General features: G+C 41.9%; 27 protein-coding genes and 1 other annotated feature (1 of these 28 only partly in view). Of the genes, 25 read left to right on the top strand and 2 right to left on the bottom strand.

Going from position 1 to position 24846, the window contains the following annotated elements:
- The first annotated feature begins 21 nt into the window (after positions 1-21).
- The 17 genes from ACFSMW_RS14990 to yajC all read left to right on the top strand — a co-directional run bounded on the left by ACFSMW_RS14990 (position 22) and on the right by yajC (position 13248).
- On the top strand, positions 22-354 hold the full coding sequence (locus ACFSMW_RS14990) for a ribosomal-processing cysteine protease Prp (RefSeq protein WP_390356993.1): 333 nt from the start codon (positions 22-24) through the stop codon (positions 352-354).
- Positions 355-367: 13 nt separating this feature from the next.
- Positions 368-658 (top strand): 50S ribosomal protein L27, encoded by a 291-nt coding sequence (gene rpmA / locus ACFSMW_RS14985; protein WP_390356992.1) that lies wholly within the window; start codon positions 368-370, stop codon positions 656-658.
- A 108-nt stretch (positions 659-766) separates the two neighbouring features.
- Positions 767-1288 carry a Spo0B domain-containing protein gene (locus tag ACFSMW_RS14980; RefSeq protein WP_390356991.1) on the top strand — a complete coding sequence of 174 codons (522 nt, stop codon included), beginning with the start codon at positions 767-769 and terminating at the stop codon, positions 1286-1288.
- A gap of 20 nt (positions 1289-1308) precedes the next feature.
- Complete coding sequence (gene obgE, locus ACFSMW_RS14975; protein ID WP_390356990.1) at positions 1309-2586, top strand: GTPase ObgE; 1278 nt, start codon at positions 1309-1311, stop codon at positions 2584-2586.
- Between the two features lie 24 nt (positions 2587-2610).
- Positions 2611-3060: an ACT domain-containing protein gene (locus ACFSMW_RS14970; protein WP_390356988.1), complete on the top strand. Its 450-nt coding sequence runs from the start codon at positions 2611-2613 to the stop codon at positions 3058-3060.
- A 53-nt stretch (positions 3061-3113) separates the two neighbouring features.
- Complete coding sequence (pheA, locus tag ACFSMW_RS14965) at positions 3114-3968, top strand: prephenate dehydratase (protein ID WP_390356986.1); 855 nt, start codon at positions 3114-3116, stop codon at positions 3966-3968.
- A 601-nt stretch (positions 3969-4569) separates the two neighbouring features.
- Positions 4570-5427: a SafA/ExsA family spore coat assembly protein gene (safA, locus tag ACFSMW_RS14960; RefSeq protein ID WP_390356984.1), complete on the top strand. Its 858-nt coding sequence runs from the start codon at positions 4570-4572 to the stop codon at positions 5425-5427.
- 70 nt (positions 5428-5497) lie between these two features.
- Positions 5498-6379 (top strand): phosphotransferase, encoded by an 882-nt coding sequence (locus ACFSMW_RS14955; protein ID WP_390356982.1) that lies wholly within the window; start codon positions 5498-5500, stop codon positions 6377-6379.
- Positions 6380-6419: 40 nt separating this feature from the next.
- Entirely contained in the window at positions 6420-7163 is a 744-nt protein-coding gene (gene nadE, locus ACFSMW_RS14950) for an NAD(+) synthase (RefSeq protein WP_390356980.1), read from the top strand.
- Between the two features lie 125 nt (positions 7164-7288).
- Positions 7289-7840, top strand: a complete 552-nt coding sequence (locus tag ACFSMW_RS14945; protein WP_390356978.1) for a YhcN/YlaJ family sporulation lipoprotein — start codon at positions 7289-7291, stop codon at positions 7838-7840.
- Between the two features lie 68 nt (positions 7841-7908).
- Complete coding sequence (locus ACFSMW_RS14940) at positions 7909-8640, top strand: YebC/PmpR family DNA-binding transcriptional regulator (protein ID WP_390356976.1); 732 nt, start codon at positions 7909-7911, stop codon at positions 8638-8640.
- Positions 8641-8869: 229 nt separating this feature from the next.
- Complete coding sequence (ruvA, locus tag ACFSMW_RS14935) at positions 8870-9478, top strand: Holliday junction branch migration protein RuvA (RefSeq protein WP_390356974.1); 609 nt, start codon at positions 8870-8872, stop codon at positions 9476-9478.
- Positions 9479-9501: 23 nt separating this feature from the next.
- Positions 9502-10503 (top strand): Holliday junction branch migration DNA helicase RuvB, encoded by a 1002-nt coding sequence (ruvB, locus tag ACFSMW_RS14930; protein WP_390356972.1) that lies wholly within the window; start codon positions 9502-9504, stop codon positions 10501-10503.
- 2 nt (positions 10504-10505) lie between these two features.
- Positions 10506-10697, top strand: coding sequence for a DUF2905 domain-containing protein (locus ACFSMW_RS14925; protein ID WP_390356970.1), 192 nt, complete (start codon positions 10506-10508; stop codon positions 10695-10697).
- A 72-nt stretch (positions 10698-10769) separates the two neighbouring features.
- Positions 10770-11798, top strand: coding sequence for a tRNA preQ1(34) S-adenosylmethionine ribosyltransferase-isomerase QueA (gene queA / locus ACFSMW_RS14920; RefSeq protein ID WP_390356968.1), 1029 nt, complete (start codon positions 10770-10772; stop codon positions 11796-11798).
- A 29-nt stretch (positions 11799-11827) separates the two neighbouring features.
- The gene (tgt, locus tag ACFSMW_RS14915; RefSeq protein ID WP_390356967.1) at positions 11828-12967 is read left to right on the top strand and encodes a tRNA guanosine(34) transglycosylase Tgt; all 1140 of its coding nucleotides are present in this window, start codon (positions 11828-11830) and stop codon (positions 12965-12967) included.
- A 17-nt stretch (positions 12968-12984) separates the two neighbouring features.
- Positions 12985-13248 (top strand): preprotein translocase subunit YajC, encoded by a 264-nt coding sequence (yajC, locus tag ACFSMW_RS14910; protein ID WP_390356965.1) that lies wholly within the window; start codon positions 12985-12987, stop codon positions 13246-13248.
- Between the two features lie 56 nt (positions 13249-13304).
- Here yajC and ACFSMW_RS14905 read toward each other — a convergent pair whose 3' ends face one another.
- Complete coding sequence (locus ACFSMW_RS14905) at positions 13305-13685, bottom strand: TIGR04086 family membrane protein (RefSeq protein WP_390356963.1); 381 nt, start codon at positions 13683-13685, stop codon at positions 13305-13307.
- A gap of 76 nt (positions 13686-13761) precedes the next feature.
- Positions 13762-15315: a stage V sporulation protein B gene (spoVB, locus tag ACFSMW_RS14900; protein WP_390356961.1), complete on the bottom strand. Its 1554-nt coding sequence runs from the start codon at positions 15313-15315 to the stop codon at positions 13762-13764.
- A 155-nt stretch (positions 15316-15470) separates the two neighbouring features.
- Between spoVB and ACFSMW_RS14895 the strand changes: the two genes are divergently transcribed.
- From ACFSMW_RS14895 to ACFSMW_RS14860, 8 genes are all read left to right on the top strand, one after another.
- On the top strand, positions 15471-15758 hold the full coding sequence (locus tag ACFSMW_RS14895; protein ID WP_390356959.1) for a post-transcriptional regulator: 288 nt from the start codon (positions 15471-15473) through the stop codon (positions 15756-15758).
- A gap of 133 nt (positions 15759-15891) precedes the next feature.
- Positions 15892-18147 carry a protein translocase subunit SecDF gene (gene secDF, locus ACFSMW_RS14890; RefSeq protein ID WP_390356957.1) on the top strand — a complete coding sequence of 752 codons (2256 nt, stop codon included), beginning with the start codon at positions 15892-15894 and terminating at the stop codon, positions 18145-18147.
- Between the two features lie 94 nt (positions 18148-18241).
- On the top strand, positions 18242-18544 hold the full coding sequence (locus tag ACFSMW_RS14885; RefSeq protein WP_390356955.1) for a LapA family protein: 303 nt from the start codon (positions 18242-18244) through the stop codon (positions 18542-18544).
- 143 nt (positions 18545-18687) lie between these two features.
- Positions 18688-21027 carry a single-stranded-DNA-specific exonuclease RecJ gene (recJ, locus tag ACFSMW_RS14880; protein ID WP_390356953.1) on the top strand — a complete coding sequence of 780 codons (2340 nt, stop codon included), beginning with the start codon at positions 18688-18690 and terminating at the stop codon, positions 21025-21027.
- Positions 21017-21529, top strand: a complete 513-nt coding sequence (locus ACFSMW_RS14875; protein ID WP_390356951.1) for an adenine phosphoribosyltransferase — start codon at positions 21017-21019, stop codon at positions 21527-21529. The genes recJ and ACFSMW_RS14875 overlap by 11 nt, the downstream gene beginning before the upstream one ends.
- A 195-nt stretch (positions 21530-21724) precedes the next feature.
- Positions 21725-23926 (top strand): RelA/SpoT family protein, encoded by a 2202-nt coding sequence (locus tag ACFSMW_RS14870; protein ID WP_390356949.1) that lies wholly within the window; start codon positions 21725-21727, stop codon positions 23924-23926.
- 14 nt (positions 23927-23940) lie between these two features.
- Positions 23941-24387, top strand: coding sequence for a D-aminoacyl-tRNA deacylase (dtd, locus tag ACFSMW_RS14865; protein ID WP_390356947.1), 447 nt, complete (start codon positions 23941-23943; stop codon positions 24385-24387).
- A gap of 183 nt (positions 24388-24570) precedes the next feature.
- Entirely contained in the window at positions 24571-24744 is a 174-nt protein-coding gene (locus tag ACFSMW_RS14860; protein ID WP_390356945.1) for a hypothetical protein, read from the top strand.
- Between the two features lie 60 nt (positions 24745-24804).
- Positions 24805-24846 (top strand) — a binding site (T-box leader); it runs 188 nt beyond the window's last position.

Genomic DNA, 24846 nt, shown 5'->3' with positions numbered 1-24846 from the left:
TAGGGTTAGGGATTAGATGCGATGATTCAGGCTAACATATACTTTAAAGACAGTCGGGCGATCGGTTTTGAAGTAGCTGGACATGCTAATAGCGGGCCATACGGCTATGATCTGGTTTGTGCAGCTGTTTCAGCAATCACTTTCGGAACAGTCAATGCGGTCATGACGCTTTGCGATGTTCATCCGGATGTCAATCAGGGCGAAGATGGTTACTTATATGTTAAAATACCGCACAGTGCGACTGATTCTCAAAAGGATAAAGCTTCATTCTTGTTTGAGGGTATGCTTGTATCGCTTCAAACCGTCGAGCAGGAATACAGCGATTTTATCACCATAGAAAAAAAATCATTATAGGAGGTGCTGTGAAATGCTACGTTTGGATTTGCAATTTTTCTCTCAGAAAAAAGGAGTAGGTTCTACTCGAAACGGTCGTGATTCCGAGTCGAAACGTCTTGGCGCAAAACGTGCTGATGGTCAGTTTGTGACAGGTGGATCTATTCTTTTCCGCCAACGTGGAACAAAGATCTATCCAGGTGAAAATGTTGGCCGTGGCGGAGATGACACGCTTTATGCAAAAATGGACGGCGTTGTGAAGTTTGAACGCTTCGGACGTGATCGCAAAAAAGTCAGCGTCTATCCAGCTGCTCAGGAAGCTTAAGTTTTATTTCATCTGAACTCCAGTCTATAAATGGACTGGAGTTTTTTAGTATACACATGATGATTTCACTTTTTTCTGTTATAATTTCCACATAACAGGAGGGGTTTTGTGGAAACAATAGAGGTCTTGCACTTGTTGCGGCATTGTCGTCATGATTTAATGAATCAAATTCAGCTGCTTCAAGGCTATATGAGCATGAATAGACCGGAGAAAGTAAAGCAGAAGCTTCATGAGATGGTGGTGGAAGCAGACCAGCAAAGAAAGTTAATGGATTTACAAGCAAATGAATTTGCCTTATGGCTTTTACAAGTTAACATGAGCGTTGGGCAGATACGGGTTTCTTTTGAAGTGAACGATGTGAGAGAAAACCTGCAATGTATGGATGCAAAGCTGCTGGAACAAACAAAACAAATGTTCGCGGCTGTGGAAGCAGCAGGCGACAAAAATGAAATGTACTTTATCTCGATGAATATTTGTAAACCGGAGAATGTAAAAGCAACCGTAGAGATCCAGTGCAGATTGTCCGCAAAAGGCATTGATGAGAACAAAATGACTACGTTGCTGCAACGTCAGGGCATTCAAGTTAAATTTGAATCAAAAGAAAAAATCATATTAACTGCAGTATTTTGATTTGCGATGAGGTGTATAGGATGTTTGTAGATCAGGTGAGTGTTTATGTTAAAGCCGGTGACGGTGGAAATGGACTCGTGGCGTACCGCCGTGAAAAATATGTTCCTAAAGGCGGCCCGGCGGGCGGAGATGGAGGAAACGGCGGGGATATCGTATTCAAAGTGGATGAAGGACTGAACACATTGATGGATTTTCGCTATAATCGCCATTTTAAAGCGAAGCGCGGTGAGAATGGCATGAGTAAAAGCATGCACGGAAAAAATGCGGATGCATATGTCATTTCAGTTCCCCCTGGCACAACAGTTATAAATGAAGAAACTGAAGAGGTCATAGCGGATTTGACTATCCATGGTCAAGAGGCTGTGATAGCCCATGGCGGGAGAGGAGGCAGAGGAAATATCCGATTTGCCACACCACGGAACCCAGCTCCGGATTTTGCTGAAAATGGAGAGCCAGGAGAAGAAAAAAATATTAAGGTGGAGCTAAAAGTCATTGCTGATGTCGGTTTGGTGGGATTTCCGAGCGTCGGGAAATCAACTCTGCTATCAGTCGTAAGCGCCGCAAAGCCAAAAATAGCCGATTATCATTTTACTACCCTTGCCCCTAATCTCGGCGTCGTTGAAACGGGGGACCAGAGAAGTTTCGTCATGGCTGATCTTCCTGGGCTGATAGAGGGAGCAAATCAGGGGGCGGGTCTTGGTCACCAGTTCTTGCGACATGTGGAAAGGACCAGATTGATTGTGCATGTCATCGATATGGCTGCGACAGAGGAACGGGATCCGTATGAAGACTATATGAAAATCAATCAAGAAATCCATGCCTATGATGAATCGCTTGCCAAAAGGCCGCAAATCATCATCGCTAATAAAATGGACATGCCATCGGCAGCAGAACACCTTACAGTATTTAAAGAACGTTTAATTGATGACGTCCAGGTATTTCCTGTATCCTCTGTAACTAAAGAAGGCCTCAGGGAGGTATTATTTGCGATTGCTGATATGTTGGAGACGATTCCGAAACAAACCGCTGTAGAAACGGTGAATGAAGAGGTTGTTTATAAATTTGAAAAACAAGCAGCCCCATTTAAAATATCTCGGGATTCGGATGGCAGCTTTGTCTTAAGCGGCGATAAGCTGGAAAGGTTGTTTAAAATGACTGATTTTTCAAGGGATGAGGCAGTTCAGCGGTTTGCAAGGCAAATACGCAGCATGGGAGTAGATGATGCGTTGCGTCAAAAAGGCGCAAAAGATGGAGATACGATCCGGCTGATGGATTTTGAATTTGAATTTGTCGAGTGAGTTTTGCGAAAACGGGGGATGGTAATGGAAATAACAAATGAGAAATTCTACTTGGTTCGCCATGATGTTTTACCGGAATCCATGCAAAAAACAATAGAGGTCAAAGAATTGCTTGAAAGGGGAAAGGCAAAATCAATTTATGAAGCGGTGCAGATGGTCGATCTGTCCCGAAGTGCTTTCTACAAATATAAAGATGCTGTTTTTCCTTTTCAAGCGATGGTTAAAGAAAAAATCATCACGTTGTTTTTTCATCTGGAGGATCGTACGGGTACATTATCCAAGCTTTTACACATTGTTGCCAATGCCGGCTGCAATATTCTGACCATTCATCAGACTATACCCCTGCAAGGAAAAGCGAATGTGACACTGTCATTGGATATTTCGCGGATTAACGAGGAAATAGAGCAATTGATCCATCAGCTGAAGCAGCTTGAGTTCATTGAACGGGTCGACATGTTGAGCTCTGGTGCTTAGGCAGCGATGCATATCGACCATATTATCAGATAAATAAAAGGGGGAAGTCCGGCATGGTAAAAAAAATAGGATATTTGGGACCAAAAGGAACGTTTACAAAAATGGCTGTCGATGCCGCATTCAACGGGGAAGGCAAAGTTGCGTATGAAACCATACCCGCGTGCATAGATGCTGTGCGTGATGGTGAAATTGATATTGGTGTAGTGCCATTGGAGAACGCAATTGAAGGAACCGTACAAATCACGGTCGATTATCTTATACATCAGGCAAGATTGCCTGTCGTGGCGGAAATTGTCGTGCCAATCCAGCAACATTTGATGTTAAAAGATAGCTTTTCGGGAGATCTTCAGGAAATCACAGAAATTTATTCACATAGCCATGCGATTGCCCAATGCCATCAGTATATACATAGATATATGCCGCACGCTCGGATTCACTACACACCTTCCACTGGAAAGGCAGCTGAGCTTGTAGGACAATCCGATAGAAAGATTGCTGCAATCGGGAACAGGCTGGCAGCCGAGGAATACGGTCTGACCATTATTCGGGAAAACATTCATGATTTTCCAAACAATCATACAAGGTTTGCAGTGCTCACGAAAGATGGAACTGCAGTCAAAATCAGTCAGGAACGGGATTCTGAAAAAACTAGTCTTTTTGTCACGCTTCCTGAAGATTATGCTGGCGCACTCCACCAAGTATTATCTGCCTTTGCTTGGAGAAAAATGAATCTGTCGAAGATCGAATCACGGCCAATGAAAACCGGACTTGGAAATTATTTCTTTATCATTGATGTTGATCAGCCATATGATGATATCCTTTTCCCAGGGGTAAAAGCAGAATTGGAACGACTGGGGTGCAACTTGACAGTACTAGGGTCTTATCCTGTCCATCATATTTCTATTTAAATAGGGGGAGACAAAACCTCAGGAAATGTAAAAAGTTGAGCGGTACCATCTTGACATGGAACCGCCCAACTTTTTTTATCCAGCTTAGCAATTTCGTTGATTTGCACGCCAGGCGCCCCGACAAGGGGTGTGCAGGCGTTGGCGCAAAGGCCGTATGCAGCTTGCCTTCCCTTCATGTACTTTCTAAGAAATTCACTTCCTGGGGGTTTTCAGACTCGTGCTGGGACTGCGATTACGCTTCCCATCGAAAACCATTGTTCCCGCAGGACAAGGCACGCTTCGGCAACATTCACATCGCAACCAGAAAAAGCGAATTTCTTTTTCAAGGAGAGCCGCCTTTCGCTCCAATCAACTAGATGTGAAATGGCACTTTATAGCTTATTTTTAGCTGTTTTTGGCTGGTTCTGTCCCACACTCTTTATGACAAAACACCTCCTCCAACCAATTTAAGTTGTAAACAATACATACATGCTGTACAAATCACAAATTTTCCGGGATTGGTGAATTAATAAAAAGAATGTCTCAACATTTGCCTCGGTTGTGCATATGTTTATAGAGAGTAAAGAGCCTAGTTGTGAAATGAAAGGAGTTTGAGTCAGCTTTGAAAATTCACGTCGTACAAAAAGGCGATACACTATGGGAGCTCTCCAAAAAATATGGAGTAGATTTTGAGGCATTGAAACAAGCCAATACGCAGCTTTCAAGTCCGGATATGATCATGCCCGGTATGAAAATCAAAATACCGGGTACAGCAAAAACCGTTAAAAAAGAAGTACAAACACCGATGAAAAAGGAACAGATGCATCCGTATAAGGAGATGTCCCCTCAGCCTAAACCAGTCATTAAAGAAGATGACCACAAAGAAAAAATGAAGGTAAAGCCACAGATGCCACAAATGCCGCCAACACCGCCACAAATGCCAATATTAGAGATGCCGCCGATGCAAATGCAAATGCCAGTCATGGAACAAGAAATGACGAATTACACCACAATCAATGTTCCCGCACCGCCGCCACCACAGCATGAAAAGAAAAAAGAAAAAATAGTAAAGCCGCCAAAGCATGAGCATAAGCACGAGTATATGCCGATGCCGCATCCACAGCAAATGATGCCCATGTGCTGTTATGTGATGTATCCATGCTGTCCACCGCACCAAATGCCGTGGCATCAGCCAATGCCATTTCCACAGCCTGCTATGGCGCACCCATTCCAAGGTTTTGGCCATGAGCATATGATGGAAATGCCAGTCAAACCATCGGGCCACATGATGGATGATTGCGGATGTGGTCCTGCTTCAGGACATATGCATGTATTTCGCGAAGGAAATGCAGGGCAGGATGATGCAGCGAGCAACATGAACTATTATCCGCCAGCAAATATGCAATTCGGGGAAGGAAACTATCCTGGACCTCCCGCATACAGATCTTTTACAGAGGAAAATACAGAATCAAATGAGTAGAAACAAGCAAAGAGACGAGGTGTATTATCATCGTCTCTCTTCTTTTTTGAATAAATCCGGTGGGTTGGCAGTGAAAAGATTTATTAAAATCAAGCAGATGATTTTCAAAATTGAAGCTAAAACTGGGGAATGGTATATTTTAAAAGGCCACTTCCATCCTGCCCGCGTCAAACGACAATGGGATTTTTTCGATTGCATGGATAACAAAGAAGCCTTGGTCCCATTTATATTATTCCCTAATGGGAGCAAAACAATTGCTGACGGGCGAGTTACTTGGACAATTTCCCCGTACCGTAAAGGCCGTACCTTGAAATATGAGGATGAAGCTGACCGAAAAAGGGCGCTTCATGCAACAAGAACATTCCATTCCTATGCAAAAAACATTCAATTAAAAAATCAACAGGTAACGAAGGTCATGTCTGAGCGGATGCAAAAACGCTTTTACCGTTTTACACAATCTGCGTCCATTTTCCATGAGTATGGATATGACCGTTTGTATACAGAAATCTACAAAGTTTCCGCAAATCTGCTTGAGAGTGCATTTTCCTATCCTTGGCATGAAAAAATGAATCTTGCGAAGAAAAATGGTCGATGGATTCATGGAGATGTCGCATCGCATAATTTCATTCATGACGAAACAACTGTGTTAATTGATTTCGATTTATTGGCCACTGCACCACAGATATACGATTACATGCAGCTTGGCCAGCGATTTTTGCCATATATCGATTGGAATCTGGATGCCTTGTTGGCCTACCAAATGGTGGACGATCATGATCTCCCCATTTGGTTGACGATGATTGGATTGCCTAGCGATGTGATGCGGGAATGGCACATCACAATAGCAAAAAAGAACATCAACACCAAAGAATATTTACAAAAAATGGGGGAAGACTGGGCACAACGCAAAATCTTTTTGAGAAACGTTCATTCAATGCTACAATCAAAGTAATCACACTTATGAAAACAGACAAAGACAGGAGCGATTTCATATGAAAGATACTGCAGAAGCAATAGTCGCCTGGCTGCGTGAGCAGGTTGAAGCAGCCAATGCAAAAGGGTTGGTAGTCGGAGTGAGCGGCGGGCTTGATTCTGCCGTTGTGGCCCATTTGATCAAGCGGGCTTTCCCCAATGATTCACTGGGTGTGATGATGCCGCTTAAGAGCAACCCAGTCGATATGGAAGATGCAGGAGAAGTGGTGGAAAGCTGTGATTTGCAGTCATTGACAATAGATTTGACTGCCACACATGAAACCATGTACAGTGAAATCCGCAAACGGCTTGGGAATACATTCAATCAGCAAAATGACCGTATGGCGGATGCCAATTTGCGAGCAAGACTCAGAATGAGTACCTTATATACGATAGCAACCAATCATCATTACCTAGTTGTTGGTACTGACAATGCTGCGGAATGGTACATGGGTTATTTTACAAAATATGGTGATGGTGCTGCAGATTTGCAGCCAATCATTGATTTGACTAAAACGGAAGTACGTGAATTGGCCAGCTATCTGGGGGTTCCAAGTCAAGTGGTTGAGAAAAAGCCGAGTGCCGATTTATGGGCAGGGCAAACCGATGAAGCGGAAATGGGCACAACATACGACGCCATTGATGCATTTTTGAAAGGAGAACCTGTCTCGGAAGCTGATCAGGCGATTATTGATAAAATGCACCGCAACACTGCGCATAAACGTACCATTCCGAACCAATTCCATACAAAAAAAGAAAGATAACAGCAAAATGATGTAGATGTTTAAAAAACCTCCCTTCAAGCAAACTAAACAGGAGTAGAGTTGGACTGACTAGTCGAAGCGCAGCGTCATTCCAATCAAACCTAAACTGAAAGGGAGGTTTTTATATGCGTTTTTTATTGTTTTTCAGTGCGGCAGCATTGCTGCTTTCAGGATGCTCTGCACATGATGATTCATCACAGTCAGGACACCCCGCAAAAAATGAGCTGGTAAGGTATGAGACCCCTGGACAATACCGGCAACAGGATAAAAAACTTCGTGAGGCAGAAGGAGAAAACACTGGACGTTATCAAACCAAACAAGATAGAATCAATCAGGGCCAGAAGACGAACGATTACACAGATGCATTCACGAATGAAGAGGCTGTACAAGCAATGCAACATCTGGCTTCTTTTAAGGTGATCAAACAGGCGCAAGTCGCTGCGGCTGATGATCGGGTTGTAGTTAGTGTGATGTTGAATGAGCATGATGATCACGATATTTCAAGCTGGGTGGAAAATGAGGTGAAACCATTCTTTCCAGATAAAACGATTGTTGTATATACAGACGATTACCATTGGCGCCATGTCAAAAATCTAAGATCGAAGCTGCAACCGGGGATCAACAAAGGGCAGGCGAAGGAATATTTCAGGGAACTATTCAATATCAATGACCGATAAACCCTCTTTATATCTCAACGAAATTCTGGTATAGTAAGAAAGGAATTTCATTGAGAGGAGAATACCAGATGGCTGGTCATTCCAAATGGAAAAATATACAAAGACGTAAAAATGCACAGGATGCCAAAAAAGGCAAAATTTTCATGGTGCATGCTAAAAATATTTATTTAGCGGCCAAGCAGGGCGGCGGGGATCTAGGAACGAATGCTAGTCTGCGTACAGCAGTTGATAAAGCAAAAGCTGATAACATGCCCAACGATAATATCGAAAGAGCTATCAAGAAGGCTACCGGAAGTTTGGACGGGGTAAGCTACGAAGAGTTCAACTATGAAGGATATGGCCCTGGTGGTGTTGCTGTGATCGTACAGGTGTTGACTGATAATCGGAATAGGACAGCAGCTGAAGTCCGTCATAGCTTTAAGAAAAATGGTGGGAACCTTGGCGAAAACGGCAGTGTTTCGTTCATGTTTGACCGTAAAGGATATATGATCATTCTGAATGAGGATGATGAAATTTCAGAGGATGAGATTACACTTCAGGCACTCGAAGCCGGAGCGGATGATGTGATCGTGCAGGATGGTGGATACGAGATCCTGACAGCACCAGATTCTTTTGACAATGCTTGTCAGTATTTGAAAAACAATGGCTATCAGCTGGAAGAAGCGGAAATTACACTCATCCCTCAAAATTATACGATGCTTTCTCCTGAAGATGAAGAAAAAATGAATCGTTTGATCGACATGCTGGAAGATAATGAGGATGTTCAAGATATTTACCATAATATGAAAACTGATGACTGATGATGCATGACTTCCACTCGCAGGAGTGGGAGTCATTATCTTTCTCCAGAAGGCTTTCGATTACGAAATGTCTACTTTATGGTAAAATAAGTGTGAATGCTTGAAGAGGTTGTTCAAAAAGGCTCGGAAAATGACATATCGCGTGCTCCATATGTCCCGCGAATGAAAAAATGATGACTACAGCATTTTTGCCTTCTTTTCTGAACATGCATTTGAGGGAGAAGATAAAATGATTGCGTATATACAAGGAACATTGACGTACATAAATGATCAATCAGTTGTTGTAGAAACGATGGGAGTAGGTTATGAAATAGTTTGTCCGAATCCGTTCGTGTTTCAGCATCAGCTTAATGAGCAAGTGAAGATTGTCACATTTCATCATGTCAGGGAAGATGCACAAATATTATTCGGCTTCAAAAATGAAGAAGAAAAGCGCTTGTTCACTAAACTAATCTCTGTGTCTGGAATTGGTCCGAAAAGTGCTTTGGCTATTTTAGCGAATGTGCATATTGCTGATTTTGCTGCAGCGGTGGAAAGAGAGGACGATAAATTTCTTACAGGTTTTCCGGGAGTTGGAAAAAAAACCGCCAGACAAATTATTCTGGATCTGAAAGGTAAGCTCGGAAGTATATTCACTCTAGAAGCCGTCGGAAATATCAGTCAGGAGGATGCGGGAGAGGATACTGCCAATCAAACTGTTTCTGAAGCGGTAGAAGCATTGAAAGCTTTAGGTTATACCGACAAGGAGCTGAATCCTGTTGCTGCAGAACTGCGCAAGGAAGGGGCGGCAGATGCAGACAAATTGATTCACAAGGCATTGCGTATGCTTGCCAAGTAAGTGAAAGGAGGTGCTGTGTTTAAATGGATGAACGTATAATCACCGGAGAAGAGCAGGTACAGGATACTGAAGTGGAATTGAGCCTGCGCCCGGCATATTTGAATCAATATATTGGACAGCATAAAGCTAAAGAGAATCTGGAAATATTCATTAAAGCAGCAAAAATGCGCAACGAACCATTAGATCATGTTTTGCTGTACGGCCCTCCAGGCCTGGGGAAAACCACACTTGCCGGTATCATTGCCAATGAAATGGGGGTCCAATTCCGCTCAACTTCCGGCCCCGCCATCGAAAGGGCCGGTGACCTGGCAGCAATACTGTCTTCTCTCGAAGTGGGAGATGTGCTGTTTATCGACGAAATTCATCGTATACCCAGATCTGTGGAAGAAATTTTATATCCGGCTATGGAAGACTTTTTTCTGGATATCGTTGTTGGCTCTGGGCCAAGTGCCAGGTCGGTCAGGATTGATTTGCCACCTTTCACCCTTGTTGGAGCAACCACAAGAGCGGGATTATTATCTGCACCGCTGAGAGATCGTTTTGGCGTTTTGAGCAGGTTGGAATTCTATGATGCCAATGATCTTTGTGAAATTACGGAACGTACCGCTAAAATTTTTGAAACAACGATAACTGCTCAGGCCGCCGAGGAAATAGCTTGTCGTTCAAGAGGCACGCCAAGGATTGCCAATCGGCTGCTTAGAAGGATTAGGGATATTTCTCAGGTCAAAGGAGAAAATGAAATCAGCTTGCAAACGACGAAGGATGCCCTGGAAATGTTGCAAGTAGACCGTGCAGGTTTGGATAACACAGACCATAAGCTGCTGTTGGGCATCATTGAAGGTTTTAAAGGCGGGCCGGTCGGACTCGATACCATTGCTGCCAGTATAGGCGAGGAATCCCAGACAATTGAAGAAGTTTATGAGCCGTTTTTACTGCAAATCGGATATATTCAGCGGACTCCAAGGGGTAGGGTTGCTACGGCTAAAGCGTATCACCATTTCGGATTGGAAAAGAAAGGTGACTGAGCATGTATAGAATGTTCATCATTTTAGGTGCTGCACTTTTGCTTATCGGGTTAGCGGGAAGCTTATTGGGCAGATTGCCAGGTGACTTTCGTTTTACGAAAGGAAATGTGACGGTCTATTTTCCGGTGATGACAAGCGTGATTATCAGTATTCTGTGCACTTTGATTTTTTTCATCTGGAACAAATTCAAGTAAAGTATTGCTGTGTCCCGAATTCCTGCCTGCCTTAGGACATTTGAAGTAAACCAATTAGCAAGGAGATATATCATGGATATCAATGATTACGATTTTCATTTACCAAAAGAGTTAATTGCACAAACACCACTGCCAAACAGGGCTGCTTCGAGGCTGCTTGTGCTTCATAATGATACAAAAGAAATTGACCATCGACATTTTACGGATATCAAAGGATACCTCAAGTCTGGGGACTGTCTGGTTCTGAATGATACGAAAGTGTTGCCTGCCAGATTATTTGGCGTGAAAGAAGAAACCGGTGCAAAAATTGAAGTTTTGCTGCTTCATCAGGAAGAGGATGACTGCTGGGAGGTCCTGGCCAAGCCAGCAAAGCGTTTAAAAGTTGGCTCTGTAGTTGATTTTGGCGAAGGTAAAATGAAAGCTGTCTGCACGGAGGAAAAGGAACATGGTGGAAGGGTCATGAAATTTTCTTATGATGGCATTTTTTATGAAGTGCTTGATGAATTGGGAGAAATGCCGTTGCCCCCGTATATTAAGGAACAGCTTTCCGAGAATGATCGTTACCAGACAGTTTATGCTAGAGAAATGGGCTCTGCTGCAGCGCCGACTGCCGGATTGCATTTTACTAATGAGTTATTGGAAGAAATGAAGGAAATGGGTGTGACGCTAGCGTTCATTACATTGCATGTTGGCCTTGGCACATTCAGACCGGTCAGTACGGACAATATAGAAGAACATGAGATGCATTCAGAGTTTTACAAGATGACGAAGGAAACTGCGGAGACATTGACGAATATCCGTAAGAACGGCGGCAGAATTATTTCTGTGGGGACTACTTCCACAAGGACGCTGGAGACGATCGCCAGGGACCATGATGGGAATTTTGCAGAGGCTAGCGGCTGGACTGATATTTTTATTCGTCCACCATATCAATATAAAGCAATTGATGGGTTGATCACTAATTTCCATTTACCGAAATCCACATTGATCATGCTTGTAAGTGCTTTGGCCGGAAGAGAACCTATTTTGTCTGCTTATCATGAAGCAGTCGAGCAAAAATATCGTTTCTTCAGTTTTGGAGATGCTATGTTAATCATTTAACATGAAGAAAAAATGGAGGTGAAAAATACATGGAACCGATTAAATACGAGCATATAAAAACATGTAAGCAGACAGGTGCCCGGCTTGGACGTGTGACAACACCGCATGGCTCCTTTGAAACGCCGATGTTTATGCCGGTCGGCACATTGGCAACGGTAAAAACAATGAGTCCGGAAGATTTGGAATCGATGAATGCTAAAATCATTTTATCCAACACATACCATTTATGGCTTCGACCAGGGGAAGATATTGTAAAAAAAGCAGGCGGTCTTCACCGATTCATGAATTGGGATGGCTCCATATTGACTGATTCGGGCGGATTTCAAGTATTCAGTTTAAGTGATATGCGAGAAATAAAAGAAGAAGGTGTCCATTTCCGGAATCATTTGAATGGAGAAAAACTTTTTTTGTCACCCGAAAAATCAATGCAAGTCCAAAATGCGCTTGGTTCAGATATCATGATGGCTTTCGATGAATGTCCTCCATATCCGGCTACTCATGACTATATGAAGAAATCTGTGGAAAGAACTTCCCGATGGGCTGAACGCTGTATGGAAGCACATGTCAGAAAAGATGTACAAGGTTTATTCGGCATTGTGCAGGGGGGAGAATACGAAGATTTGCGCAAACAAAGTGCCAGAGATCTTGTCTCGTTAGGCTTTCCGGGATATGCGATCGGCGGTCTCTCTGTAGGTGAGCCTAAACCGATTATGAACAGAATGCTGGAATATACGACCCCACTGCTGCCTGTTGACAAACCACGTTATTTGATGGGAGTTGGTTCCCCAGACTCTTTGATTGACGGAGCAATCCGCGGAATCGATATGTTCGATTGTGTGTTGCCGACGAGAATTGCCAGAAATGGGACATGTATGACTTCCCGTGGCAGACTTGTAGTCAGAAATGCTAAGTTTGCTGAAGATTTTGGGCCGATTGATGATCAATGCGACTGTTATACTTGTAAAAATTATAGCCGAGCTTACATCCGTCACTTAATAAAATGTAATGAAACTTTCGGTTTCAGACTTACTACTTATCATAACTTGTATTTTCTGTTAAAATTAATGGAACAAGTCCGAAATGCGATTCGCGAAGACCGACTTGGCGATTTTAGAGAAGCATTCTTTGAACAATATGGATTGAACAAACCGAATGCAAAAAATTTCTAGGAGAAGGAGGTAATATCATGGGTAGTTTAGGCGCATTGCTGCCGATTATTTTAATGTTTGTCATTTTTTATTTCTTGTTGATCCGTCCGCAACAAAAACGGCAAAAGCAAGTAAGACAAATGCAATCGGAACTGCAAAAAGGTGACACAGTTGTGACAATCGGCGGATTCCACGGCTTGGTTCATGCGATTGATGAAAATTCTGTCGTGCTTCAAGCTGAAGATGGAACGAAACTTACATATGATCGTTCAGCAATCCGAGAAGTAAAAACAGCGGAGTAAATAAAATTAAAACCAATACTAAAAAGAAGAGGCTTTTAAGCCTCTTCTTTTTTCGATCATGATTCTTGTCCGTTGACAATGACATTCACACCAATGACCCCGCCAATCAGCGCAGCAAAAATATAGCCAAGGTGCTGCAGTGATTGTTCCATGGAGAATCCATGATGATAACCGAGGTATTGCAGTAAAAAAGTGAATAATGTAAAACCCGCCCCCGTCACCGCACCTATCACCCAGCCTTTTTTCTTAGCCTTTACACCTGCAATAATCCCGCCGATAAACAAGGTGATTAAGCCGATCACCAGTGTGACCCACGATAAGGCTGGATCATTGAAAGAGGAAAAACGCAATAAAAGTGCCAGGATAAAGCTCGTTGTCAGTACCATACCCAAAATCACAATCCATCCATACAATAAACCGATAAATTGCTGGCGCATCCAATACCCCCTTTATATCTTAGCCTATTTTAATCATATTCATCATTTTGTAAAATAGACTAGCCCCTCATAGTCATTATTTCATGTATTTATTAAGAAATGGAATTTGTTTCAATTCCTCCTTTGTGATAAATTGGAGTGCAAACAATAGAAAAATATAAATGATGACCAACGCAAGAATTATGAGGAGAAGAACAAACAAGTTATCCCCCCCCGTTAAGAAAAACGATTTTAATAATAATCCGACTCCAGATGCCAGTCCGAGCAGCACTGCCATTTTCACGAGGTCCCTAGGCGGAATGAAAAATCGGATAGTTTTTTTCAAGGTTGCGAGATGCAGCAAAGTCACTAAAATGACACCAGTGCTCATGGCAATAGCGACTCCGGTTATGCCGAAATCCTGGTTGGAGGCAAGTAAGAAAAGTACTGTAAACTTAACGATATTCCCTATTAAACTATTCCACATAGCGGGTTTGGCCAAATCCAATGCTTGTAATGCTGCTTGTAAAGGAGATTGGATATAGAGTAAAATATAAAAAGGTGCCATTAATAGCAACAATGTACTTGCATGGTCTGTACCGTACATGTAAAGTAGAATTGTCTTTGCAAACAGTACCAAAACAATTGTCGCTATCGCTCCGGAAGCAAAGGATATACGGATGGACTGATGTATACGGTACATGATAAGTGTATGATTTGCTTTCGCCTCTGCCTCGGATATAGATGGTACAAGCGATATGGATAAAGAATGTGTGATGAAGGTAGGCAAAAACAATAATGGCAATACGTAGCCGGTCAGCTCACCATATTGTTTCGTCGCCATGACAGTGGAGATACCAGCGATAGCCAGGCTTTGAGAAACAAAAATCGGTTCCAGAAAATTAGACACAGAGCCGATCAGCCGGCTACCAGTACTTGGCAAGGCAATGGAAAAAAGTTCTTTCAAAACATTTTTGCTTGATTTTAAATAGGTGAAGAAGCGATAGCGAACCTTGATGGTCTTTCTGCGTTTAAATTGATAAACCATGTATAGCAAAGACATGAACTCTCCGATAATGACGCTGATCATCGCACCTGCGGCAGCATATTCCACACCAAGCGGCATGAATAGTTTCACAAGCAATGCGACACATGTGATTCGTACAATTTGCTCGATTATCTGTGAATAGCTTTGCGGTTTCATATTTTGCTTACCTTGAAAATAGCCTCTTAGTACAGAAGAGATGGCAACGATTGGAACAATCGGGCTGATGGCGACCAGTGGCATCAGAGTACGCTTATCAGTCAATAGGTTGTTAGCAATATATGGTGCTCCAATCAGCATGAGTGTGGTGAATATCAGACTGGAACAGCCGGTGATGATTAAAGAGACGATTAGAATTTTTTTAATTTTAGCCTGATCATTTTTTGCTTCTGCTTCTGCAACCCGCTTGGAAATGGCTACAGGCAGGCCAAGCTGTGTCATCGACATGATAAGGAATAACGTGGGAAGAGCCATCATATATAACCCGACGCCTTCTTCTCCCATTAGCCGGGCAACGACCAGCCTGTTGATGAACCCGAGAAAACGGGTGATCATACCTGCGAAAATCAGTATTAAAGTTCCTTGCAAAAAAGTTTGTTTGGACAAGATGGGCTCCCTGCCTTCTCAAAAAATAAAATTTCATATACAATGATGTATATGCTGACTTGTTGGTCAAGCATGACAAGATTACATATGAAGATTTGTCAAGATAACAAGCATATAATTATTTTTTGTTATTTCAATTTGAAGGGGGAGGGCAAATGGAAAGCATATTGCCTGTAAAAGAATGGAAATCCCATGTCCGTCCAGTGCTTGCTTGTAAAGCAAGTGAGTTCAAGCTGATGGGATATGACAATGCAACACAAGAGGATATCTGGAATTGTTTGAGCGGCAAAATCTGGAAAGGAAATCCCCATAAACGCCTGTATGAAGTAGTAGAGGACATCTTTCATCTGGGCACAAACGTATATATGAGCTATTTGACAGTCAATGCTTATCAGGAAGATGATTTGGAAGCCTCCATCGCTGCACTGTTAAATGGAAGTTGATGAAAATGGATTTAAGATATTCTCGTATACGTGCGGTGTTAGAACATTAATCTTACTTTACTTAGACAAGGAAGGTTTGCCTCAGCATTAATCTGTATAGGAATTGTTGCGAAGTTAGGGAGGAATTGTAAAGATGAAAAATAAAGGCAAATTGATTGCCTTCTTTCTAATCGTCCTTATTGTGGGAGCGGCGATTGGATCGACGACAAGCAGTATCATGAAAAAAATCAATCTTGGCTTAGATCTGCAAGGCGGATTTGAAATTTTATACAAGGTTGAACCGATAGATAAAGGCCAGAAGGTCACACGCGATTTGCTGGAGGGTACCGTACAGACGTTGAATGACCGTGTCAATCGTCTCGGTATCAGTGAGTCGACAATTGATATTGAAGGTGATGATCGCATCCGGGTGCAACTCGCCGGCATAAGGGATCAGCAGCAAGCACGCGATTTGCTGGCCACGTCTGCCAGATTATCCTTCCGGGATGTCAATGATAAAAAGCTTCTGGATGGTTCTGATGTCAAAGAAGGCAGCGCGAAACAGGATTTTGACCCAAAAACGAATCAGCCTATGGTGACACTGAAATTGAAAGATGCCAGTAAGTTCGCCAAGGTTACTACAGAAATCAAAAACATGGCGCCAAACAATCAGTTGGTCATCTGGATGGATCACAATAAAGGGGACACCTACAAAGAAGAAGTGAAAAAGAAGGACCCTAAATTTGTATCTAATCCCAATGTAAACGAGACGTTGAATACGAATAATGTGCAAATCAGCGGTAATTTTACTGTAGAAGAAGCGAAATATATGGCTGATATCATCAATTCAGGTTCTCTGCCAGTAAACATGAAAGAATTGTATTCGACTTCTGTTGGGGCGCAATTTGGAGAGCAGGCACTGCATAAAACGGTTATCGCGGGAATAATTGGTGTGGGACTGGTATTCCTATTCATGCTATTTTTCTATCGTTTCCCAGGTTTGATCGCATCTATCAACTTGACTGTATATGTTTACTTGATCTTATTGGTGTTCATGCTGATGAACGGCGTATTGACTTTGCCTGGTATTGCCGCTTTGATACTAGGGGTAGGTATGGCAGTGGATGCCAACGTTATCACATTCGAGCGGATAAAAGAAGAAATGCGTGCAGGTAAATCATTGCAGGCTTCTTTCAGGGCAGGAACGAAGAATTCACTTTCTACTATTTTGGATGCCAATATTACCACGTTGCTCGCAGCTGTCATCCTGTTCATTTTTGGGACAAGCTCCGTAAAAGGCTTTGCAACCCTATTGATCATCAGTGTCCTTGTCAGTTTTTTGACGGCAGTTTATGGTACAAGATTTTTATTGCACCTTTGGATCAAAGTACCTTTCTTCAAGAAACATCCAGGATGGTTCGGGGTAAAAAAGGACTCTATCAGAGATATCAATGACAAAGAAGCTGAAGTGACATTTCATAACCGCAAAGTCGACGTTGTGAAACATCGGAAGAAATTTTTCATTGCATCAACGACGATGGTAATTGTAGGTATTATCTGTTTGTCATTGTTCAAACTGAATCCTGGTATTGATTTCACTAGCGGTACAAGAGTGGAAATATTATCAGATCACACTTTGACTACTAAGGAAATAGAAAAAGATCTATCTGATCTTGATTTGAAAGCGAAATCGATTGTCATTTCCGGTGACAATAAAGAAATCGGTGTAACCAGATTTGATAAAGTGTTACCCGATTCTAAAATCAAACAGGTGAAACAGTACCTTAATGATAAATATGATAAAGGCGAGCCGAATGTCAGTGTGGTATCACCGATTGTCGGACAGGAATTAGTCAAAAATGCGTTATACGCCGTAGGGCTTGCTGCAATTGGGATGATTATCTATGTTGCTTTCAGGTTCGAACTGTTCTTCGGTATTACGGCAATCATTGCTCTGTTGCATGATGCATTTTTCATGTTGGTACTTTTCAGCATCACCCGTATGGAATTTGATGTCACGATCATTGCCGCTATATTGACAATCATCGGTTATTCCATCAATGATACAATTGTTACATTTGACCGGATTCGCGAAAATTTACAGAGACATAACAAGCGTATCAAATCGTTTAAGGAATTGGCTAAAGTAGTCAACAATAGTATCATGCAAACAATGACGAGGAGTATCAATACTTCCTTAACCACTTTGTTAGCTATACTGGCATTTCTTGTGATTGGTGCGACTTCCATCAAAGGCTTCGCTATCGCCATGATGGTTGGCCTTATCGTCGGTACGTATTCTTCTTTATTCCTCGCAGCACAGTTATGGCTGGTATGGCGTGGAAAAATGTTGAAAAAGCGGCCGGTCGATTTCACCAAGAAAAAGAAAATGGAAGGACCTCAAGTTTGATAATCATGATGAAATCCTCTATCTTTTGATAGAGGGTTTTTATTTGTGCATGAAAATAAGCGAAGCGGGGTAAAAGAATTTTAGGAGGGATAAAATGAAGGGACAAACTTACGTTATTCTAGCAATCATTTTTATCATTCTGATTGCAGTTTTCGCTGTCACCAATGTATCTTCGGTAGAAGTGAATTATTTCTTTTGGCATACTGAATCACCATTGATTCTTGTCATCTTGTTTTCTGTTTTAATGGGTGTGCTTATTACCGCTGCAACAGGTATGTTAAGGATGTATCGTTTGCAGCGCAAAGCAAAAGCTCTGGAGAAAGAAAACAATGTGTTGCGCAACACATTGGAAAAGAACGGTCTATTAGAAGAAAATTATGGAAAAAATGAACAATAGCATGTGGATGATACATGATTAGTGTTTGATCAGGAAAAAGTAAACATGTCTGTCTCGTTTTTAAAGGAAATGTTGAACATCCATGATTAGTGATTGCTCCCCTGCGATCTGTTTTGTATAATAGATTAGTCAGGGGTGAACTTATGATAAGCAGTCTAGCAAATTGGAAGTTGAAAAAAGAATTAGCGGAAAAGCGGCAGTGGCAAGGCAGCACGAATGAAATTTCACCGATTGTCCAGGAATTGCTATTGCAGCGCGGCATTACTGATGAAGTGCGAGCACAGGCGTTTTTACAACCTGACATAGCCGATTTGTATGCCCCGACTAATTTATCTTCTATGGCAGAGGCTGGGGAACGTGTACATAATGCGATTAGAAACAACGAAAAAATTCTTGTTTTTGGCGATTATGATGCGGATGGTGTCAGTTCGACCACTGTAATGATGAGTGCGTTGACTGAACTTGGGGCAAATTGTGCCTTTTATATACCAAACAGGTTTACTGAAGGCTATGGACCGAATGAAGCGGCTTTCCGCCAGGCTTATGATAATGGCTTCCGATTGATCATAACAGTCGATACAGGTATTGCGGCTGTCACAGAAGCCGCCTTTGCTAAACAGTTGGGGCTGGATTTGATAATCACGGACCATCATGAAGCACAAGAGCAATTACCGGATGCCTTCGCGATAATCCATCCTAAATGCTCACCTGATTACCTTTTTAAGGAGCTTGCAGGGGTCGGAGTGGCTTTTAAATTCGCACAATATCTTCTCGGTTATTTCCCAGCCCACCTGCTGGATTTAGTAGCTATTGGCACCATTGCAGATTTGGTGCCGTTGGTAAATGAAAATAGAATCCTTGCATTTCATGGTTTGCGACAATTGTCCGTCACACAGCGTAAAGGGTTAGCCGCTTTGAAAAAATGCTGTGGTTTGCAGGGAGAAGTAACCGAAGAGCATGTCGGTTTCCAAATCGGTCCTCATTTAAATGCTGTTGGCCGGTTGCAAGACGCTGATTTGGCTGTACAGCTCTTAATGACAGACAATGAAGAAGAAGCTGAGGAATTGGCTTCAATGGTACAGACCTTGAACAAAGAGAGAAAAAAAATTGTCGCTGAGATTGCTGATGAAGCGAAAAATATGCTTTTACATACTTCAGACGAAGATGGCGTAATTGTGGTAGCCCAAAAAGGCTGGAATGAAGGAGTATTGGGCATCGTTGCATCCAGGCTGGTCCGAGACTACGACAGACCGGCAATCGTGCTATCCATCAATGAGGAGACAGGTACTGCTAAAGGTTCTGCTCGCAGTATCCCAGCGTTTGATCTATTTCAGGGGTGCATGGAGGTCAATCATCTGTTTTTGAATTTTGGCGGACATTCACAAGCTGCAGGTATGACTTTAAAGTTGGAAAATATCGAGAAACTGCGCAACGAGCTGAATGGTATCATCCACATGAAATTATCCCCTGAAGATTTCAAACAGGAATTGCTCATAGATGCTGCATTGCAACCTTCCGATGTGACGTTGGAATTAATCAAGGAAATCGGTCGGCTGGCCCCTTTCGGGATGAAAAATAATAAGCCTGTTTTTCTGTTATCGGGAATCCCGTTCGGTATCCGAAAACTAGGTAATGGTAATAAACATCTGAAAATGCAGTTTGAGAATGCAGGCACCTCCATAGATGGCATTGGTTTTGGACTGGGTGAATGGGCTGACTTCATTACTCCGAATGCGGGTGTTTCGGTGGCAGGGCAGCTGGCCGTTAATGAATGGAACGGTGTCAGAAAACCGCAGATTATTATGCAAGATTTACGCATAGATGATTGGCAGCTGTTCGACCACCGTGGAAAAAAATCAAGGGACATGACAAGCTACTTGCAGAGAAGCTCGCATCCGGCAGTCATTAGCCATACAGATGAAATTGAAAAGGGTTGGGGCCTTGTGCATGTTCAAAAGACCACATATACATGTGCTGAGTCTGAATTGGGGCAAGTCACAGATATATTTCTGTTTGATTTACCGGATGATTTGCAACAGCTTGAAAAGATAGTCAAGAAAATCAGACCGGTAAATATTCACGCTTGTTTTTATGTGCAGAATAGTTCCTATCTGACAGTTTTCCCAGGAAGAAATGAATTTAAGAAGCTTTATGCCTATATATTCAAGCGTAAAAAAATAGATTCAAAAATGGATATGGAAATGCTGGCTGCAGTCACTGGATTGAATAAGCAGAACATCCAATTTATGCTGCGTGTATTTTTGGAATTGGATTTTGTAAAGCTGGAGAATGGAATAATCACATTACTTGAGAAACCGCACAAAAAGGATTTAACTTCTTCTTCGCTTTACCAACAACGAAGGAATCAAATGGATGTGGAGAAGACACTTTATTATTCCACTTATGAGAATCTTAGTAAATGGTTTGAGCAGATTCTTCATATTTCGGAAGAAGCCAAGGAGGAAGTGGCATATGGATTATAAAAAATTTATCAAGATCGTAGATAATTGGCCAAAAGAAGGAATCGAATTCAAAGATATCACGCCATGGATGGATAATGGAGAAGCTTTTAAATCTGCAGTGAACGAAATCGTGGACTTTGCAAAGGAAAAAGATATCGATATTGTGGTTGGACCGGAAGCAAGAGGATTTATAATTGGTTGTCCAGTTTCATACGCCCTTGGAATCGGCTTTGCACCAGTGCGCAAAGAAGGAAAACTTCCCCGGGAAGTTATCAAGGTAGATTATGGATTGGAATACGGAAAAAATGTTCTGACAATCCACAAAGACGCAATCAAACCAGGACAGCGTGTATTGATCACAGATGACCTGCTTGCCACAGGCGGTACAATCGAAGCGACTATAAAGCTTGTGGAAGAACTCGGTGGAGTTGTTGTTGGCTGTGCATTCTTGATTGAGCTTTCTTATCTGCATGGTTTAGATAAATTGAAGGATTATGAAGTACTGGCCCTGGTCAAGTACTGATTAAAATCGAATATACAGATGTTAAGGTCCGGCCTGCAACTAGATGGTCTGGCCTTCTGCTTTATTTTTCCAAGTTTTTATATTTATTTCTTTACATTTCGGGTATAATTCTTGATACTATTAGCAAGCATTGTTTTACGTGATATGTTGAACATCCTTCAAGAGGGAATTTCTGTAATGGATTAAGGTGATGACATGGCAAAAGATGGTTTGAAAACAATAGACAATATTATAGATGAAGCAAAGGTATACTTATCTGAGAATGATACTGCATTTATTCGGCGTGCATTTGATTTTTCCCAGAAAGCCCATGAAGGACAATTCCGTAAATCGGGAGAGGCTTATATCATTCATCCGGTTCAAGTTGCTGGCATTCTTGTTGGACTGCAAATGGATCCAGCCACAATTGCTGGAGGTTTCTTGCATGATGTGGTAGAAGACACAGATGTCACGCTGGAACAGCTACAGTCTGTTTTCAATGAAGAAGTCGCAATGCTGGTCGATGGTGTAACAAAGTTGGGAAAAATCAAATATAAATCGAAGGAAGCACAGCAAGCGGAAAATCATCGGAAAATGTTCGTTGCCATGGCAAAAGATATCCGTGTCATTTTAATAAAGTTAGCCGACAGGCTGCATAACATGCGCACATTGAAACATTTACCACCCCAAAAACAGCGCCGGATAGCTAATGAAACATTAGAAATCTTCGCTCCTCTGGCGCACCGGCTGGGAATTTCCACTATTAAATGGGAGCTTGAAGATACTGCGCTGCGTTATTTGAACCCCCAACAGTATTATCGTATTGTCCATCTGATGAAACTGAAAAGACAGGAAAGAGAAACATATATCAAGGAAGTCATGGACCAAATTGAAGACCAGGTAAATGCGGTAAATATTGAAGCGGATATTTCTGGCCGCCCCAAGCATATATATAGTATTTACCGTAAAATGGTCAAACAGCATAAACAGTTTAACGAAATCTATGATCTGCTTGCAGTAAGGGTGCTCGTTGACAGCATTAAAGATTGTTATGCTGTGCTCGGCATCATTCATACTTGCTGGAAACCGATGCCGGGAAGATTTAAGGACTATATCGCTATGCCGAAACCGAATCTGTATCAATCATTGCATACGACAGTAATTGGCCCTACCGGTGACCCATTAGAAGTACAAATCAGAACCAAGGAAATGCATGAAATCGCAGAATATGGGGTTGCAGCCCATTGGGCTTATAAAGAAGGCAAGCAATTCCATCAGGACAAGCATTCCTTTGAACAAAAAATGACATGGTTCAGAGAAATCCTGGAATGGCAAAACGATACACATGATGCAGAAGAGTTTATGGAAACGTTGAAAATGGATCTTTTTTCGGATATGGTTTACGTGTTTACGCCAAAAGGTGATGTTATTGAATTGCCTGCGGGCTCCGTTCCAATTGATTTTGCCTATCGCATTCATACAGAAATTGGTAATCAGACAATCGGAGCCAAGGTCAATTCTAAAATGGAGCCCCTTGATTACGAATTGAAAAACGGTGACATTGTCGAAGTGATGACATCCAAACATTCCTACGGACCTTCTAGAGACTGGCTTAAGTTGACCCAATCCTCACAGGCAAAAAATAAAATTAAACAGTTCTTTAAAAAGCAACAGCGTGATGAAAATATCGTCAAAGGAAAAGAACTGGTGGATAAAGAAATCCGCAATCTCGGTATTGAGCCAAAAGAAGCATTAACACACGAAAATTTGCAAAGGGTTTATGAAAAATTTAACTTTACGAATGAAGATGATCTATACGCAGCAGTCGGTTATCAAGGGATCACAGGTGCTTTAATAGCCACGAGGTTAACTGAAAAAATCAGACAAGCGAAACAAAAACAGCAAGGGCTTTCTGAATCATTAGAAGAAGTGAAGCAGGAAAATAAACCGAAACAGAAACATAAACGAGATTCCGGTGTCAAAGTGGAGGGAATCAATAACCTGCTTGTTCGCCTTTCCAAATGCTGCAATCCAGTGCCTGGAGATGATATTGTAGGCTATATTACAAAAGGACGAGGAGTGTCAGTACATCGCAGTGACTGTCCGAATGTACAAGCAGACGATGTACAGGAACGGCTGCTTCATGTGGAGTGGGAAAATGACCATACTGAATTGAAGCAATATCATGTCGATTTGGAAATCAGTGGCTATGATCGCCGTGGATTGCTGAATGAAGTATTGCAGGCTGTCAATGAAACAAAAACAAATATCACCCATGTAAATGGCAGAAGTGATCGAAACAAAATGGCCTTAATCCAAATTACGATTTTGATTCATAATACGAATCATCTGCGTAAAATTGTAGACAGATTAAAGCAGATCAAAGATGTTTATACGGTTACACGAACAGTGCAATAGCAGGAGGGCTAAGTTTGAAAGCTGTTATCCAAAGGGCAACAAACGCGTGTGTTAAAATTGCAGGTGAAACTGTCGGTCAGATTGACGCTGGTTTTGTCGTACTGCTTGGGGTCACACATGAAGATGATATGGACGATGTCGCTTACCTGGTGAACAAAATAGTTCATCTGCGGGTTTTTCCTGATAAAGAGGGAAAAATGAATGATTCCTTAAAAGATATGCAAGGCAGTGTCTTATCTATTTCCCAATTCACTTTGTATGCTGATACCAAAAAGGGCAGGCGGCCAAGCTTTGTAAATGCTGCCGATCCTGACAAGGCAAGACAGCTCTATGATTCCTTCAATCGGATGATTGTAAACGAAGGTATTTACGTGGAAACAGGCCAATTCGGTGCAAAGATGGAAATTTCACTGATTAATGACGGACCAGTAACGATCATTATCGACTCCAAGGACAAATGAACGACAGGATAGACATCTTTTTGACATGCTTAATCAGAAAAAAACACCAGTTATGTAGAATATTGCGGTTTCCCGGGAAATATTCATTGGAAATATAATGATTTGCTTCATACTGTTTATTCGTCCTTTCGTAATAACATCTCCTTTCTTTGGCTAAACTAGAGTCAAACAGGAGGGATATTTATGCGAACTGGTGAAAAGCACTGGCAGAGTTCCTTGGAAAAGACGATATTCGGTGTCAATTACCATCGTTTCCTTGAACTGGAGTCTGACGCAAATCATATGGAAATTGCACAAGAACTCGGTATTTCACTTGGTGAAGTGAAAATGCTTAAGAAAAAGCTTGATCGTGCTTGACAACATTAACAGTAACCATTAATATTATATTCATTCTAATAGTGAATAGTAGACAAAAAATGAAATTCGATGAAGGAAAAAGTAGCTGAATCAACCGTACCC

This window comes from Tigheibacillus halophilus (genome assembly GCF_042683165.1).
GTDB classification, from domain to species: domain Bacteria; phylum Bacillota; class Bacilli; order Bacillales; family Amphibacillaceae; genus Tigheibacillus; species Tigheibacillus halophilus.
This window is presented reverse-complemented; position numbering and strand designations above follow the sequence as displayed.

Bases quoted from the DNA above. Each gene is read 5' to 3' on its own strand.
- ruvB (WP_390356972.1), top strand. From the start codon at position 9,502: ATGGATGAACGTATAATCACCGGAGAAGAGCAGGTACAGGATACTGAA.
- ACFSMW_RS14870 (WP_390356949.1), top strand. From the start codon at position 21,725: ATGGCAAAAGATGGTTTGAAAACAATAGACAATATTATAGATGAAGCA.
- pheA (WP_390356986.1), top strand. From the start codon at position 3,114: ATGGTAAAAAAAATAGGATATTTGGGACCAAAAGGAACGTTTACAAAA.
- ACFSMW_RS14945 (WP_390356978.1), top strand. From the start codon at position 7,289: ATGCGTTTTTTATTGTTTTTCAGTGCGGCAGCATTGCTGCTTTCAGGA.
- secDF (WP_390356957.1), top strand. From the start codon at position 15,892: ATGAAAAATAAAGGCAAATTGATTGCCTTCTTTCTAATCGTCCTTATT.
- ACFSMW_RS14885 (WP_390356955.1), top strand. From the start codon at position 18,242: ATGAAGGGACAAACTTACGTTATTCTAGCAATCATTTTTATCATTCTG.
- tgt (WP_390356967.1), top strand. From the start codon at position 11,828: ATGGAACCGATTAAATACGAGCATATAAAAACATGTAAGCAGACAGGT.
- ACFSMW_RS14970 (WP_390356988.1), top strand. From the start codon at position 2,611: ATGGAAATAACAAATGAGAAATTCTACTTGGTTCGCCATGATGTTTTA.
- ACFSMW_RS14875 (WP_390356951.1), top strand. From the start codon at position 21,017: ATGGATTATAAAAAATTTATCAAGATCGTAGATAATTGGCCAAAAGAA.
- nadE (WP_390356980.1), top strand. From the start codon at position 6,420: ATGAAAGATACTGCAGAAGCAATAGTCGCCTGGCTGCGTGAGCAGGTT.
- ACFSMW_RS14990 (WP_390356993.1), top strand. From the start codon at position 22: ATGATTCAGGCTAACATATACTTTAAAGACAGTCGGGCGATCGGTTTT.
- queA (WP_390356968.1), top strand. From the start codon at position 10,770: ATGGATATCAATGATTACGATTTTCATTTACCAAAAGAGTTAATTGCA.
- recJ (WP_390356953.1), top strand. From the start codon at position 18,688: ATGATAAGCAGTCTAGCAAATTGGAAGTTGAAAAAAGAATTAGCGGAA.
- obgE (WP_390356990.1), top strand. From the start codon at position 1,309: ATGTTTGTAGATCAGGTGAGTGTTTATGTTAAAGCCGGTGACGGTGGA.
- ACFSMW_RS14905 (WP_390356963.1), bottom strand. From the start codon at position 13,685: ATGCGCCAGCAATTTATCGGTTTATTGTATGGATGGATTGTGATTTTG.
- ruvA (WP_390356974.1), top strand. From the start codon at position 8,870: ATGATTGCGTATATACAAGGAACATTGACGTACATAAATGATCAATCA.
- yajC (WP_390356965.1), top strand. From the start codon at position 12,985: ATGGGTAGTTTAGGCGCATTGCTGCCGATTATTTTAATGTTTGTCATT.
- ACFSMW_RS14895 (WP_390356959.1), top strand. From the start codon at position 15,471: ATGGAAAGCATATTGCCTGTAAAAGAATGGAAATCCCATGTCCGTCCA.
- ACFSMW_RS14940 (WP_390356976.1), top strand. From the start codon at position 7,909: ATGGCTGGTCATTCCAAATGGAAAAATATACAAAGACGTAAAAATGCA.
- rpmA (WP_390356992.1), top strand. From the start codon at position 368: ATGCTACGTTTGGATTTGCAATTTTTCTCTCAGAAAAAAGGAGTAGGT.
- ACFSMW_RS14925 (WP_390356970.1), top strand. From the start codon at position 10,506: ATGTATAGAATGTTCATCATTTTAGGTGCTGCACTTTTGCTTATCGGG.
- ACFSMW_RS14860 (WP_390356945.1), top strand. From the start codon at position 24,571: ATGCGAACTGGTGAAAAGCACTGGCAGAGTTCCTTGGAAAAGACGATA.